The following is a 14,577-nucleotide window of genomic DNA, read 5'->3' as shown; positions in this document are numbered from 1 at the left end:
ATTTAGCGATTTAAATAAAGACGGCCTTGTTTTGGCGGTTTATTATCTTTATTAAAATGCAGTACATAAAAATAAACTCCGTTGGGTGCGATGCCTCCTGCGATACCGCTTTTTTCATAATTTTTACCATCCCAAGCTGGTTTACTATTATCTCCTTTATACATTCCGTTTCCGTATCTATTATAAATTTCAAGTGTATAATTTGGATATAAAAATTCAATATCTTTTATCACAAACGAATCATTTACCCCATCTCCGTTTGGTGAAAATCCGTCTGGAATAAAGAAATCGTACTGCGCCTCTTCACAGTCTTGCAAGGATACTTTTACTTCTTTATAATTATCAGATAGACATCCTGTTGTTTCATTTAAATCATATCCATAATAAGTTGTATTATGAACTAACAATGTCGTTGAAGGCAGTAAATTTCCGTCTACCGCATCGTACCAAGAAACGGTTGAAGAGACATTGGTTTTATTAGAAAGGTCGCTTATTTTCGGATTTGCCAATCCACAAAAATCTGCTGCTTCGATCATTTCTGGTGCAGGCGTATCATTAATAACTACTGAAACTTTTGCTGGTTCTGAAGTACAGCCCGCCGCCGAAGTTTCTCGAACATAATAATCTTCTGTTTTTAAAACATAATCAACGGCAAGCGGTGTTGTGGCTGTTGCCGAATTATACCATTTATATTGCGATCCTTTTGGTTCTAAATTGGCTACTACCGCTTCATCTACTTTACAAAACTGCTGATCTGAAACCATTGGCGCTAGAGGAATCGGATTTATTACAAAATCATCTGTAACGTTGATTAAATCTACATCACAATTTGTCACTGTATTGGTTAAATTCAGTAATGTGATTTTTGTGGTGCCTGTATTTAAAAGCAGTTCTGCAGGAATAATAAAATCTAATTTGCCATTTGCTACTGCCTTTGTAATGGTTTGCACGGTTGAAGAATTGCTTTCAGACAGTGAATAAGAAATGCTGGCATTGGTTAAATTTCCTAAACCAGAAACGGCTACGGTAACGGGAGCATTCAAACAATAGTCATTAACTTTTGCAACCACCGTTACTGCATTCGGAAGCGGATTTATATTTAAATTGCCTGCAACATTTGCCATATTAGTGCATTGAGGCGAAGGGTTTGTAATATCAGTTATACTATAAATGGTAATTACAGATAATCCGCTTCTTGTAATCAGGTTTCCTGGAACTATAAAAGAGGCTTTTCCACCAACAGCAATCATTTCTGCTGTTTCGCCTAGAGCCAAATTTTCTCCATTTACGTTATAAGAAATACGATAAGTACCATCGAGCAAATTAGGTGCCGTAACTTGAATAATTGCATCATCATTTTGACAAACCGGTATCGCTGTTAATGAAGCATTAGTCAATCTCGGTAAAGGATAAATCGTTAAAACAGTTGAAAACGGACTAAAGATATTTACGCACTTTCCTAAGCTGGATGTTGATACTATACGTGTAATCGTTATGGTATATTTACCGACTTGCTTAAAATAAGACGATTGAATTGGAAAGTTAAATTCTCCATTCACAAAATTTGCCCTGACATTTTCAAAACCAGATATCCCAGGTCCGACAACGGTAAAAGTAACGTCATATTCTCCATTTGGGATACCATCTGGCCCTTGTATAATTTTCCCCGAATATGTTGCTGTCGCAATTTCCGACTCGCAGATATCCTTATTAACTATTATTTTTGATCCTGTAAAATCAATTCTTTTTTCAAGAGTTATTGTCACAGTAGCTTCATCATCTTCACATATATAATTATTAGGAACTGCTAAAACGGTATACGTATAAGTGTATGCTCCCGGTCCATTGGCATCGAACAATTCTTGAAGATTAATATGGTGATCTGTTGCAGAAGCTATCCCAATACCTGTCCAAGTACCATCGGGATCCACATCTTCAAGCTGATCATTTAAATCCAAATTGGTATAGCCTGCCAAATCAGTTGTACCGCATAATTCTAAATTTGTTGGGTCTCCGGCTTCTGGGGCTATTAAAATCGTAACTTGTACATTAGTCGACTTTTCGTCAGGAGAACATGCAAGCACTGCTGGCACAGTATAAATAAAGTGAAGCGTAGTTTTAACTGTATATTGGTCAATCGTTATTACAGGATCTACAGGTGCTCCTTTATCGGTGGTAAATCTCCCGTTTACATGTGGTCCCATTACTTTACTGTCAAAAGCTGTAAAAAGATTAAAAGTCCTGTCTTTATTACAAACTGTTGCTTCCGATCCAACTCCAACATATGCACCTATCGTAATCGTGACTACAGCCTTGTTATCTGTACAGCCCGAAGTTGCTGGAGCTGTATAAGTATAACGATAAGTTCCACCGCCACGTATAAGCTGGGCGTTCAAAATACCATTAGAAGCATCTAAACCATCATTGTTAGCACTTGTCCATGTCCCGCCAGGAACTGGGGAACCACCCAACAAAGAAAATAAATTTACAGATTGATAAATTGGATTAGAAACGTCACAAATTAATTCATTTGTATTATCATCACCTGCACATTGTGCCGTTAGTTTTGAAGAAATGAGGGTAAAAAAAATAAAAAAAAGTACAAAATGGTGGTAGCTAATGTAGTTTTTTGTCATAGATTAAATTTTTGCTAAACATAAGAAAATATTTAACAAAAAAACTAATTTTTAGTAAACTTATTTTCACAAAAAAAAGACATTCGTGCAATACAACACTATAAAATAAGGTTTTACAGTAAACTACATTTCATTTTTTTATAATTCATCTTCTAACTTAAATCTAAACTTAAGCACCAGACTATTTCGTTCGACTTCTAGATCGACCCATACATCATCTTCTGATTTTAAAAGATTATTTATCTGCTGCAGACTATATTTATAAGGTTGAGTTCTATTAATACTAACAATAATATCTCCTTTATGCAATCCGCATTTTTCAGCTGCAGAATTTTTACGCACATTCACTATTTCGTAAACAGGTTTAAGAGCAAATTTATATCTAAAATTATTGTCATTTTTATCCTTTTCCTGCAACTCATCCATTGAAGAAGCAACTCGTACCGTTTCTAAATGCACCGTTTCCTGCACCCACTGAAGTCCGTTGTGCTGAACCGTAATTCCGCTCTTATTATAAGTAAACGGCTCACCAAATTTACTGTTCTTCTTTAAGTACAGTTTTTTTTCTCCATAATCTAAAACGAGGGTAAATCGTTTCAAAACTTCGCCTCCAACAGATCCAATGCGACCTGGAACCATCTTAACGTTACGAATCGAAATAGAATCGGGAAAAGAGACTATTGGCTTTCTAAAATCAAATTCATCAATAGAAAATTTATCTATTTTAGCGCGATGTCCTTCAATGTCACCACTAAATCCTTTGCCTAAAAAATCAGGAAAATTTTTATTTGGGAGTTTTATTTTATCATTGTCAAAAACCCAGAAAGCATCGCTATTACCAATATCTATTAAAAGCTTTGCAGGGATTTCTTCATCATTAACTGTCGCTTTTGTCATTATATAAGGTTTTGCTCTTTCTATAGTTATCGGAACTACCTTAAATTGTTTATCTAATTTTGCCTGATACTTAGCACTTTTAGAATGAACCATTATTCTCTTCTTCTGATAATTTACTTCAACAAGATTGTTTCGAAAGAATTTGTAACCGATAATACCATTGACTGGAATCCCTATATGAGAAGACAAATTAAAACTTTGGTCTAAGATAATAAAAACCGTATGGTCGTCTGATTTAAGACCATGCGTTTCTAGAATATTTTTTGTCGACTTCAATCCCTCTATTTCTTCCTCGCTGCCTAAACCACGAAGTTTGATTTTCACCACATTGTTAAAACTAACTTCCTGCTTTTCGTCCATACTAAACAGAATGGTTTCTTCGACACCAGAATCCAGCAGAAAATTTAGCTCCACTCCATTTACTTTTATAGGAATAAAAATAAGGTTATTAATCAGTTTGAAAGGAATTGTTGCCTTTGTTGCATTGTTTTCCAATAAAAAATCGCCTTGTCCAAAAAGCCAAAAAGGTAAGAATAACCCAAAAAACAATACTATATATTTTTTCATTGACAATATTTTATTATAAAATTAGTAAATATATTTATTATTGTTACATTTTTAGAAGTACCCTTATTATTTACGTTAAATACGAAAAAAATATGCAAATTTGCACTTCAATAATTTATACTCATGCCGACAATTTCACTCAAGGGAAAAAACATGCCCGAATCTCCGATACGCAAGCTGGCTCCTTTTGCTGATTTAGCAAAGAAAAAAGGACACAAGGTGTATCACTTAAACATTGGTCAACCGGATATCAAGACACCGGAAGTGGCCATCGAGGCGGTAAAAAATATTGATTTGAGTATTATAGAATACAGTCCGTCTGCCGGATATGAAAGCTATAGAAAAAAATTAGCTCATTTTTACCAGCGCCAAAATGTAAACGTTAACACAGAAGACATCATTGTTACAACTGGTGGTTCTGAAGCCTTACTTTTTGCGCTGGCCACAATTACAGATCCAGGAGATGAAATCATTATCCCGGAACCTTTTTATGCTAATTATCATGCGTTTGCTTCTTCAACAAGTGCAACTGTAGTTCCATTAGTTTCTACTATCGAGACTGCTTTTGCATTACCAAGCATTGAAGAAGTTGAAAAACTAATTACACAAAAAACAAAAGCCATTCTGATTTGCAACCCTGGAAATCCGACTGGATACTTATATTCTGAAGCCGAAATTAAACAGCTGGCTCATTTGATTAAAAAACACGATTTATACTTAATCGCCGATGAAGTGTATCGTGAATTTTTGTACGATGGTGACGATGTGCACTTTTCTGTAATGAATCTTGAAGATGTACAGCAAAATGTAATCATGGTTGATTCTGTTTCTAAACGCTACAGCATGTGCGGAGCAAGAATTGGCTGTTTGGTTACTAAAAATAAAGATGTTTTAGCAACTGTAATGAAGTTTGCTCAAGCACGTTTGAGTCCGCCAACTATTGAACAGATTGCTTGCGAAGCCGCAATAGATACACCTCAAAGTTATTTTGACGAAGTAATTGGAGAATACAAAGAACGCCGCGATACTTTAATTGCCGAATTAAACAAGATTGATGGCGTTGTGGTTACAAAGCCAAAAGGCGCTTTTTATTGCATTGCCGAACTTCCGATAGAAGATTCGGATGATTTTGCACAATGGCTTCTTGAAAGTTATGATTTAAATGGCGAAACCGTAATGATTGCTCCAGCAAAAGGTTTCTATTCGACACCTGGAATGGGACTAAATCAGGTTCGTATTGCCTATGTTTTAAACAAAAAAGATTTGATTACAGCTGTAAATATCTTAAAGGAAGCTTTATTGGTTTACAACAACAGATAATAAATTCATTATAATCGTTTTAAAAAGACAATAACATTTTTCGTTGTTGTCTTTTTTGTTTTTAATAATAGTATTTCTCTTCAAATTTTAAATTATATCCAAAAAGGAGTAATTAAATCCTAAAAACCATAGAAAAGGTTTCCTATTTATTAATTATCTTTACCGCCTTAAAAAGATATACCACATTATAATAGTAGTTCTTAATGATAAATAACGAAGATTTTTTAGACGAAATTGGTGACAGTCATTTCAGCAGTAATGCAAAAAACCCTCTAAGAGCGGATGCTTTTGACATCACTGATGAAGAAAAAATAGAAAAAATTAAAAAAGATGTTGAAAACATTCTACAGACTCTTGGAATGGATTTGACAGATGACAGCATTAAAGGAACTCCAAACCGAGTTGCAAAAATGTTTGTAAAAGAAATTTTTGGAGGCCTTAACCCTGCAAAACAGCCAAAAGCTTCAACTTTTGACAATAATTATAAATATGGCGAAATGCTTGTAGAAAAGAACATCACGGTTTATTCTACTTGCGAACACCATTTACTGCCAATTATCGGGCGTGCTCACGTTGCTTATATCTCTAGCGGACGCGTTATCGGTTTATCTAAAATGAACCGTATCGTTGAGTATTATGCAAAAAGACCTCAAGTGCAAGAGCGTCTAACTATGCAGATTGTTCAAGAACTTCAAAAAGCTTTAGGAACAGAAGATGTTGCCTGCGTGATTGATGCAAAACACCTTTGCGTAAACTCTCGCGGAATTAAAGATATCGAAAGCAGCACGGTAACTTCTGAGTTCGGCGGAAAATTCAAAGACGCTCAAACGAAAAGAGAATTCCTTGATTACATTAAGCTAGATACTCAATTCTAAATATTTGGGTTAATCGTTTATTTGTTTAATCGAAAAACAGTTAAACAAATAAACGGTTAAACTATTAAACAGAAAGCATGTACGTTTTTTCCTTTGAGAAGCTTGAAGTGTGGCAGAATGCAAGAATGTTCATTTTGGATATTTATAAATTGACTAGTAAATTTCCATCAAATGAATTGTTCGGGATAACATCTCAAATAAAAAGAAGTGCATCCTCAATTGCAACAAATATTGCAGAGGGAACTTCAAGAAATACAAATAAAGACAAAGCACATTTTTTAATAATTTCTTATTCATCTGCAATGGAAACATTAAATCATTTAATTATTTCTAAAGATTTAAATTATGTTTCAGAAGTAGAATATATTGCCTCAAGAGAAAAACTTGAAAAAATTTGTAATCAAATAAATAATCTAAAAAAATATTACCTTTCACAACTATAAATCCGATAATCCGAATTAAACAAAATTAACAGTTAAACGATTAAACGATTAAACGATTAAACAAAAATACTATGCCACTATATAGCAGTCAACCTCTAAAAATATACAATTCACTTTCGGGTGAAAAAGAAGATTTCAAACCAATCCATGAAGGAAACGTTGGAATGTATGTTTGTGGACCTACGGTATATAGCAATGTTCACTTAGGAAACGTGAGAACTTTTATGTCTTTTGACGTGATCTTCAGATATTTTCTGCATTTAGATTATAAAGTTCGTTATGTTCGAAATATTACTGATGTTGGACATATTGTAGATGATGTGGATGAAGGTGAAGATAAAATTGCTAAAAAAGCACGTTTGGAGCAATTGGAACCAATGGAAGTAGTACAGCGTTATACTGTTGATTTTCATAACATTCTAAAGGCATTCAACTTTTTGCCTCCAAGCATCGAGCCTACAGCGACAGGACATATTATTGAGCAAATTGAAATCATTAAAAAAATTATCGATAAAGGCATCGCTTATGTAGCTAATGGATCGGTATATTTTGATGTTGTAAAATATAACGAGACTAATAATTACGGTATCTTAAGCGGTAGAAATATCGATGATATGTTAGCAAACACGCGTGATCTTGACGGGCAATCTGACAAGAGAAATCCACAAGATTTTGCGCTTTGGAAAAAAGCAGAGCCAGAACATATCATGAGATGGCCTTCACCTTGGAGCGATGGTTTCCCAGGATGGCACTTAGAGTGTACTGCAATGAGCACCAAATATCTTGGCAATCATTTTGACATTCACGGAGGTGGAATGGACTTAAAATTCCCTCACCACGAATGTGAAATTGCTCAAAACGAAGCTTGCACGGGTCAAGCTCCAGTAAATTACTGGATGCACGCCAACATGCTTACCTTGAACGGAAAGAAAATGGCAAAATCGACTGGAAACAATATTCTTCCAGGCGAAATTCTTAGCGGAGACAACAACATATTAAGCAAACCATTTTCAGCTTCTGTAACTCGTTTTTTCATGCTTCAAGCACATTACAGAAGTATCTTAGATTTTTCTGATGATGCCATTGTTGCTGCCGAGAAAGGATATAAAAGATTAATGGAAGCACTAGATGCTTTACCAAATATTAATGCAGGAACTTCTAGCTCTATAGATTTTGCAGCTTGGAAACAGCTTTGCTACGATGCTATGAATGACGATTTCAACACGCCAATTCTAATTGCGCAATTATTTGAAGCCGTTCGTTACATCAACTTATTAAAAGATGGCAAAGAAACTATTTCTGCTGATGATTTAGCTGATTTCAAAGCAGCGGTAAACGCTTTCGTTTATGACGTTTTAGGCCTTAACGACGATAAAGCGGCTGATGCTGATAGTGACAAATTGGAAGGTGTGGTAAACATGCTTATCGGAATGAGAAATCAAGCCAGATCAGATAAAAACTTCGCGCTTTCTGACCAAATTCGCGATCAGTTAATCGCTTTAGGAATTCAGCTTAAAGACGGAAAAGAAGGAACGACGTTTAGCATTCAATAAAAGTAATTAGTTTTTTAGTGTTCAGAATAAACTGAACACTAAAAAAAACTAATACTTAACTAACTGATACAAAAAAAATATGTTTTCAAAAATTCTAATATATCCATTTGTATTGTTAGTCCGTTTTTATCAGACTGCCATTTCACCCTTTACACCGGCTGCCTGCAGATTTGAACCAACTTGTTCAACGTATATGATTCAGGCATTACAAATTCATGGATTATTTTATGGCGGATTTTTAGGTATCAAACGCATTTTAAGTTGCCATCCGTGGGGAAGAAGCGGTTACGATCCTGTACCAGAAAAGAAATGCAACCACAAACATTAACTTTTTAGAAAGCGGTACTTTACATTAAATATTTATTTTTACAGCTATATAAAAACATTTATACATGACACACGCCTTAAATTTAGTTTGGAATCCTTCTGAAGGAATCAACTTAGGATTTTTTATGATTCGCTATTACAGCTTAATGTTTGTAATTGCTTTTGGTTTAGGATGGTTCCTAATGAAAAAGATTTTCGAAAGAGAAAACGAGTCAATTGAAAAATTAGATTCTTTATTTGTTTGGACAGTTCTTGCAACTTTAATAGGAGCTCGTTTAGGTCATGTTTTCTTTTACGATTGGGAATATTTCAGAAATCACTTGCTTGAAATTTTCCTTCCATTTAAATTTGAACCTGAATTTCAGTTTACAGGTTTCCAAGGATTAGCAAGTCACGGAGCAGCGATCTCAATTATTGTTGCCATGTACTACTACAGCAAAAAAATACTAAAACGTTCCTTGTTATGGATTTTAGACCGTGTTGTAATTCCTGTTGCAAGCGGCGCTATTTTTGTTCGTCTTGGAAATTTCTTCAATTCTGAAATCATTGGCCACGAAACTTCTTCAGCTTTCGGAATTCGTTTTCTTCACGACACATTCAGTAAAGCCGAAGCAGTACAAAAAACAGGTATTGCAGATCCAAAAGAAGCTTATAATGCAATAGCAACAGATCCAAAATTTGCAACACTATTAGCAGAAGTTCCTTCTAGACATCCTACGCAATTGTATGAAGCATTCTGTTACGTATTTGTTTTCGCGATTTTATTCTTTTTATACTGGAAAACAAATGCAAGACTTAAATCTGGTCTTTTATTCGGATTATTTTTAGTGTTATTATTCGTTGTTCGTTTTGTTGTAGAGTTTGTAAAAGAAAGTCAGGGAGGCCTCGAAAGTGAGTTAGGCTTATTTTCAACTGGACAATGGCTAAGCATACCATTTATTCTCATTGGACTTTTCTTTATCATAAGAGCACAAAGAAATCCTTTAGCGGAATCTTAAAGCTATATTTAATCAAAATAAAAAATGCCCAATATCTAGCGTATTGGGCATTTTCTTTTTATAATTGATACGATATACCAAATTCGATATTCTTTGTATTATACCCTGCATTACTGCTTCCTAAACCAGCATTAGAAACGTGCCGTAAGCTCGGACGTAAATCAAACTGTAGTTTATTGCAACCAACTGTAAAACCAAGTGCTAAAACATCGGCAAAAGCAAAACCTTCAGAAATTCGCTCTGTTTCTGTATCTGTAATCATAGGACCAATACTGCCCAAAATATAAAAAGAACAAACGTCACCTATAGGTTTCCGAATTAAAAAACCACAATTAAGCACATATTCTCGAACATCTTTTAAATGCGTATATTCATCTCTTTTTTGCTGATAGTTTGGTGTTTCAGGCTTTACAAAATAGAAATTTAATAATTGATGTTCAGCAAAATTAATCTCCGGCTGAACTAAAATCTGATATTGAAAATGCTTTGTTTCCTTTATTTTGTAATACAGCTGAACTTTATAAAAGTGGTTTGTAAACGTATAGTTTCTATTACTAAATTCACTTCCAAAACCATAATTAAAACCTAAAGAAAAATTTGAATCGTCTTTCTGTGCAGTCATTTTTACAGTCATAAGAAACAATAAACCTAAAAGTAATTTTCTTGTCATAAATCATTTTAAAATTCTATTTAAATATAGCACAAAAAAAAGATCCAGCTTTCGCTGGATCTTTTTTATATAATTAAAACAGTAATTATGCTTTATTATGTTTGTCTTCGATTGTGTGTTTCTCATCACTAGAAATCGTATCAACCAATACAGGTGTTGCGATAAATAATGAAGAGTAAGTACCAACGATAATACCAATTAACATTGCGAAGATAAATCCTCTGATAGATTCTCCACCGAAGATAAACATCGTTAATAATACAATGATCATCATTAATGAAGTATTCAATGTTCTAGATAATGTAGTATTAATAGAAGCGTTTACGATATCTTCGAAACTTCCTTTACGGTTTCCGATGATAAACTCTCTCACCCTGTCAAATACAATTACCGTATCGTTCATAGAGTAACCAATTACAGTTAGGATCGCAGCGATAAAGTGCTGATCCATTTCCATGTGGAATGGCATGAATTTGTAGCATAATGAGTAAACTCCTAATACGAAGATTACGTCGTGCGCAACAGCTGCAATCGCACCTAATGAATATTGCCATTTACGGAAAGATACCATTAAGTATAAGAAAATAACTGCCATTGCACCAAGAACTGCCCAATAAGAGTTAGTTTTGATATCCTCAGAAATAGAAGCTCCAACTTTAGAAGCTTGCAACACACCTACTTTTTTACCATCAAATGAGTTGATGAATTTATCGTAAGTTGTATTTGGGAAATATTTCTGTAAAGCAGCATATAATTTTTGGTTTACTTCCTCATCGATAGCAACACCATCTTCTTTAATTTTATATTTAGTTGTGATTTTCAATTGATCATCATCTCCTAAAATTTTAGCTTCAACCGGAGTACCGAAAGCAGCAGACAATTCATCTGAAACCGCAGTTGCATCAACTGGTTTTTCGAATTTAACTTGGAAAGTTCGTCCTCCAACAAAATCAACACCTTCATCTAATCCGTTAACGAAGAAGATAGACACTAAACTTACTACTGTTACAATAGAAGAGAAGATATAAGTGAATTTTTTGATTTTGATGAAATCAAAGTGGAAGTTTGTAAACCAGTTTTTAGTAATATTTGTAGAGAAAGTTAAATCTGCTTTTCCTGCAATATTTCTGTCAATGAAAATTCTAGCAATAAAGATAGAAGTAAACAATGAAGTTACGATACCAATTAATAATGTTAATGCGAAACCTTTAATAGGACCTGTTCCGAAAATAAATAAGATAGCTCCAGTTAAAACGTGAGTAACGTTAGCATCAATAATAGAACGCATTGCACCATGCCATCCGTAAGAAGCTTGAACTGCTTCAGAAAGTGATTTACCTTCACGCAATTCCTCTTTTGCTCTTTCATAGATAATAATGTTCGCATCTACCGCTGTACCCAATGTAAGTACAATACCTGCAATACCTGGCAATGTAAGTACAAAACCAAAACTTGCCATAATTCCAAACAAGAATAGTAAGTTTAACAATAAAGCAAGGTTTGCATACCAACCAGCTTTACCGTAATAGAATACCATCCAAACACAAACTAATAAGAAACCTAATACAGAAGAAATTGTACCTGCATCAATAGCTGCTTGCCCTAAAGATGGACCAACAACAGTTGATTGGATAATATCTGCAGAAGCTGGTAATTTACCTGCATTTAATACGTTAGCTAAATCTTTAGTTTCAGCTACATCAAATGAACCTGTAATCTCAGATCTTCCTCCAGCAATAGGACCGCTTGTTACACCTGGAGCAGAATATACGATATCATCTAATACAATAGCAATGTAGCTTTTTTGAGCAAATGCTCTTCCTGTTAATTCTTCCCAAACTTTAGCACCTTGACTGTTCATTTGCATAGAAACAGCTGGTTTACCCATTTGGTCAAAAGTATCTTTTGCATCAGTTACAACACCACCGCTCATTGCTGGGTTATTGTCTCTGTTTCCTTTTAAAGCGTATAATTCAACTGCTTCAATATCTGCAGCGCTTTTAATGTCTTTTGCTTTAGGATCTTTTATAGTTGTTGGCTTACTCCATACAAATTTTGCATAGTGTTGGTCAGCAGCCAATAATACTCTAATTTCTGGTCTTTTGAAATAATCATTGATAGCAGCAGTATCTTTAGGAGCAAAATAACCTAAAACTGGTCCACCACCTTGAACGATCATTTTATCAAATAAAGGATTATTTCCTTTTTTAACATCAGAAGAATCTTTAGCATCTGTTAATAATGCATTTAATGAATCTTTAGCAACTGTTTTAGTTTCTGTCTTTTTAACTTCAGTTTTCTTTAAAGCTTCGTTTGCTGAAACTAAGAAATTTCCAATTTCTTCAATTTTGAAAGTTTCCCAAAACTCTAATTGAGCTTTTCCACCTAATAATTTTTTAATTCTATCTACATCCTTAGCACCTGGAAGCTCTACTAAGATTCTTCCTGTTTCTCCTAATTTTTGGATGTTTGGCTGTGTAACACCAAATTTATCGATACGCTCTCTTAATACTTTAAAAGCACTTTCTACAGACTCATCAACTTTTCTTTTGATAACTTTTTGAACTTGCGCGTCAGACATTTGAAAGTCTACTCCACCTTCTCCTTGAAGACTTCTGTTAGCAAAAATATCTGGAGATGCTAATTTTACAGTTCCTTTTGAATTCGCTTCAAAAGCTTCAAAAAACTTATTTAAATATGTTTTGTTTCCTTCTACATTTGCAGATGCATCAGCTAATGATTTATTAAAAACTGGATTTTTAGAATTATTAGCCAAACCTTTTAATACATCTTTAATAGAAATCTGAAGAATCACGTTGATTCCCCCTTCTAAGTCAAGACCTTTATTAAGTTGTTTGTTTTTCACTTCGTTATAAGTGAAATCAGTAAAACCAAGGTTTAATACTTTTTCTTTACCAATAGAATCTAAATATTTCAGCTCTTTATCAGGATTATCTCCTGCAAAAGCTTTAGCTTCACTTTTGACACCATTTGCCACAAAAGTGAATGATAGTTGGTAAATACTTACCAATGCAAATAGAATTGCGAAAAATTTAATAAGTCCTTTATTCTGCATTATTACTAAAAATTAATTATGTTTTATTTTTGATTTTGTTTTAAAGTCCCATAAAATAAGCCCTGACATGATTTTTTAAAACAAAAAAACGAGATCACGAATTACCAATTTTTTTTTAAACCGAGCAAATATATAATTAACGAAAATATTAACCAATTTATTTATTAATTAATCTCAAAAAAAAAGCTGCAAAAGTGCAGCTTCTTTTCTTTTTTGCCGTTTTTATTATACTAAAATCGCTTTTAGGGCATCATTCATGCTTCGAACTGCATCTGCACTTTTGGCAAATAATGCTTTCTCCTGATCGTTTAATTTTATATCTACAATTTCTTCCACACCGTTTTTACCAATTATACATGGTACACCTATACAGATATCATTTTGCCCATATTCTCCTTCTACAAAAACAGAACATGCAATCATTTTCTTTTGATCATTCAAAATACTATCTACTAAATATGCCACAGAAGCTCCTGGCGCATACCAAGCAGAAGTCCCTAGAAGCCCTGTAAGGGTCGCTCCTCCTACCATAGTATCTGCCGCAACTTTTTGCAATACTTCTTCTGAAAGGAATTGCGTTACCGGAATTCCATTGTAAGATGCTAAACGCGTTAACGGAATCATAGTTGTATCTCCATGACCTCCAATTACCATTGCCGAAATATCATTTGCCGGTTTATCTAAAGCCAATGAAAGATATGTTCTAAAACGAGAACTATCTAAAGCTCCACCCATTCCTATAATTCTATTTTTTGGAAGACCTGTAGCTTTTAAAGCTAAATACGTCATAGTATCCATCGGATTAGAAACTACAACAATAATTGTATTTGGAGAATACTTCAATACGTTCTCGGCAACTGTTTTCACAATTCCTGCATTGATGCCGATTAATTCTTCTCTTGTCATTCCTGGCTTTCTCGGAATTCCTGATGTAATTACAACTACATCACTTCCAGCAGTTTTAGAATAATCATTGGTAACTCCAGAAACTTTGGTATTAAACCCTGTGTTTGTAGCACACTGCATAATATCCAATGCTTTACCTTCGGCAAAACCTTCTTTAATATCCAACAATACTACTTCGCTTGCAATTCCTCTATAAGAAATAACATCTGCACATGTAGCTCCAACATTTCCTGCTCCTACAATGGTAACTTTCATATTTTTTACTTTATCGGTTATTAATTTATTTGTCTATTCCTTAAAAAGACAATT

Annotated in this window: 11 protein-coding genes; 6 read left to right on the top strand and 5 right to left on the bottom strand. The window is 34.1% G+C overall.

Features of this window, described 5'->3' with window-relative positions; translation table 11 throughout:
* Window positions 1-2: 2 nt before the first annotated feature.
* Both RB618_RS21560 and RB618_RS21555 read right to left on the bottom strand, forming a co-directional pair.
* On the bottom strand, window positions 3-2,636 hold the full coding sequence (locus RB618_RS21560) for a gliding motility-associated C-terminal domain-containing protein (protein ID WP_308070693.1): 2,634 nt from the start codon (window positions 2,634-2,636) through the stop codon (window positions 3-5).
* Between the two features lie 138 nt (window positions 2,637-2,774).
* Window positions 2,775-4,100, bottom strand: coding sequence for a PDZ domain-containing protein (locus RB618_RS21555; RefSeq protein ID WP_308070692.1), 1,326 nt, complete (start codon window positions 4,098-4,100; stop codon window positions 2,775-2,777).
* Between the two features lie 123 nt (window positions 4,101-4,223).
* Here RB618_RS21555 and RB618_RS21550 point away from each other — a divergent pair, with 123 nt between their 5' ends.
* The 6 genes from RB618_RS21550 (at window position 4,224) to lgt (ending at window position 9,616) form a co-directional block, all read left to right on the top strand.
* On the top strand, window positions 4,224-5,420 hold the full coding sequence (locus RB618_RS21550; RefSeq protein ID WP_308070691.1) for a pyridoxal phosphate-dependent aminotransferase: 1,197 nt from the start codon (window positions 4,224-4,226) through the stop codon (window positions 5,418-5,420).
* 203 nt (window positions 5,421-5,623) lie between these two features.
* Entirely contained in the window at window positions 5,624-6,295 is a 672-nt protein-coding gene (gene folE / locus RB618_RS21545) for a GTP cyclohydrolase I FolE (protein WP_308070690.1), read from the top strand.
* 77 nt (window positions 6,296-6,372) lie between these two features.
* Window positions 6,373-6,738, top strand: coding sequence for a four helix bundle protein (locus RB618_RS21540; protein WP_308070689.1), 366 nt, complete (start codon window positions 6,373-6,375; stop codon window positions 6,736-6,738).
* Window positions 6,739-6,809: 71 nt separating this feature from the next.
* The gene (gene cysS, locus RB618_RS21535) at window positions 6,810-8,291 is read left to right on the top strand and encodes a cysteine--tRNA ligase (protein WP_308070688.1); all 1,482 of its coding nucleotides are present in this window, start codon (window positions 6,810-6,812) and stop codon (window positions 8,289-8,291) included.
* Window positions 8,292-8,370: 79 nt separating this feature from the next.
* On the top strand, window positions 8,371-8,619 hold the full coding sequence (yidD, locus tag RB618_RS21530; RefSeq protein ID WP_008462282.1) for a membrane protein insertion efficiency factor YidD: 249 nt from the start codon (window positions 8,371-8,373) through the stop codon (window positions 8,617-8,619).
* 64 nt (window positions 8,620-8,683) lie between these two features.
* Window positions 8,684-9,616, top strand: coding sequence for a prolipoprotein diacylglyceryl transferase (gene lgt / locus RB618_RS21525; protein ID WP_308070687.1), 933 nt, complete (start codon window positions 8,684-8,686; stop codon window positions 9,614-9,616).
* A gap of 58 nt (window positions 9,617-9,674) precedes the next feature.
* On the opposite strand, the gene RB618_RS21520 is transcribed toward lgt, so the two are convergent.
* From RB618_RS21520 to mdh, 3 genes are all read right to left on the bottom strand, one after another.
* On the bottom strand, window positions 9,675-10,286 hold the full coding sequence (locus RB618_RS21520) for an acyloxyacyl hydrolase (protein WP_308070684.1): 612 nt from the start codon (window positions 10,284-10,286) through the stop codon (window positions 9,675-9,677).
* 85 nt (window positions 10,287-10,371) lie between these two features.
* The gene (gene secDF / locus RB618_RS21515; protein ID WP_308070683.1) at window positions 10,372-13,362 is read right to left on the bottom strand and encodes a protein translocase subunit SecDF; all 2,991 of its coding nucleotides are present in this window, start codon (window positions 13,360-13,362) and stop codon (window positions 10,372-10,374) included.
* A gap of 225 nt (window positions 13,363-13,587) precedes the next feature.
* Window positions 13,588-14,523, bottom strand: coding sequence for a malate dehydrogenase (gene mdh, locus RB618_RS21510; protein ID WP_290970778.1), 936 nt, complete (start codon window positions 14,521-14,523; stop codon window positions 13,588-13,590).
* Between the last annotated feature and the right edge of the window lie 54 nt (window positions 14,524-14,577).

The sequence above is a fragment of the Flavobacterium sp. LHD-85 genome (assembly GCF_030929595.1).
Taxonomy (GTDB): domain Bacteria; phylum Bacteroidota; class Bacteroidia; order Flavobacteriales; family Flavobacteriaceae; genus Flavobacterium.
The sequence above is the reverse complement of the archived record's forward strand: the minus strand, read 5'-3'. Positions and strand labels throughout refer to the sequence as shown.

What these genes read in the sequence shown, in the direction of transcription:
- RB618_RS21560 (WP_308070693.1), bottom strand. Translation starts at nt 2,636, where the DNA reads ATGACAAAAAACTACATTAGCTACCACCATTTTGTACTTTTTTTTATT.
- RB618_RS21555 (WP_308070692.1), bottom strand. Translation starts at nt 4,100, where the DNA reads ATGAAAAAATATATAGTATTGTTTTTTGGGTTATTCTTACCTTTTTGG.
- RB618_RS21550 (WP_308070691.1), top strand. Translation starts at nt 4,224, where the DNA reads ATGCCGACAATTTCACTCAAGGGAAAAAACATGCCCGAATCTCCGATA.
- folE (WP_308070690.1), top strand. Translation starts at nt 5,624, where the DNA reads ATGATAAATAACGAAGATTTTTTAGACGAAATTGGTGACAGTCATTTC.
- RB618_RS21540 (WP_308070689.1), top strand. Translation starts at nt 6,373, where the DNA reads ATGTACGTTTTTTCCTTTGAGAAGCTTGAAGTGTGGCAGAATGCAAGA.
- cysS (WP_308070688.1), top strand. Translation starts at nt 6,810, where the DNA reads ATGCCACTATATAGCAGTCAACCTCTAAAAATATACAATTCACTTTCG.
- yidD (WP_008462282.1), top strand. Translation starts at nt 8,371, where the DNA reads ATGTTTTCAAAAATTCTAATATATCCATTTGTATTGTTAGTCCGTTTT.
- lgt (WP_308070687.1), top strand. Translation starts at nt 8,684, where the DNA reads ATGACACACGCCTTAAATTTAGTTTGGAATCCTTCTGAAGGAATCAAC.
- RB618_RS21520 (WP_308070684.1), bottom strand. Translation starts at nt 10,286, where the DNA reads ATGACAAGAAAATTACTTTTAGGTTTATTGTTTCTTATGACTGTAAAA.
- secDF (WP_308070683.1), bottom strand. Translation starts at nt 13,362, where the DNA reads ATGCAGAATAAAGGACTTATTAAATTTTTCGCAATTCTATTTGCATTG.
- mdh (WP_290970778.1), bottom strand. Translation starts at nt 14,523, where the DNA reads ATGAAAGTTACCATTGTAGGAGCAGGAAATGTTGGAGCTACATGTGCA.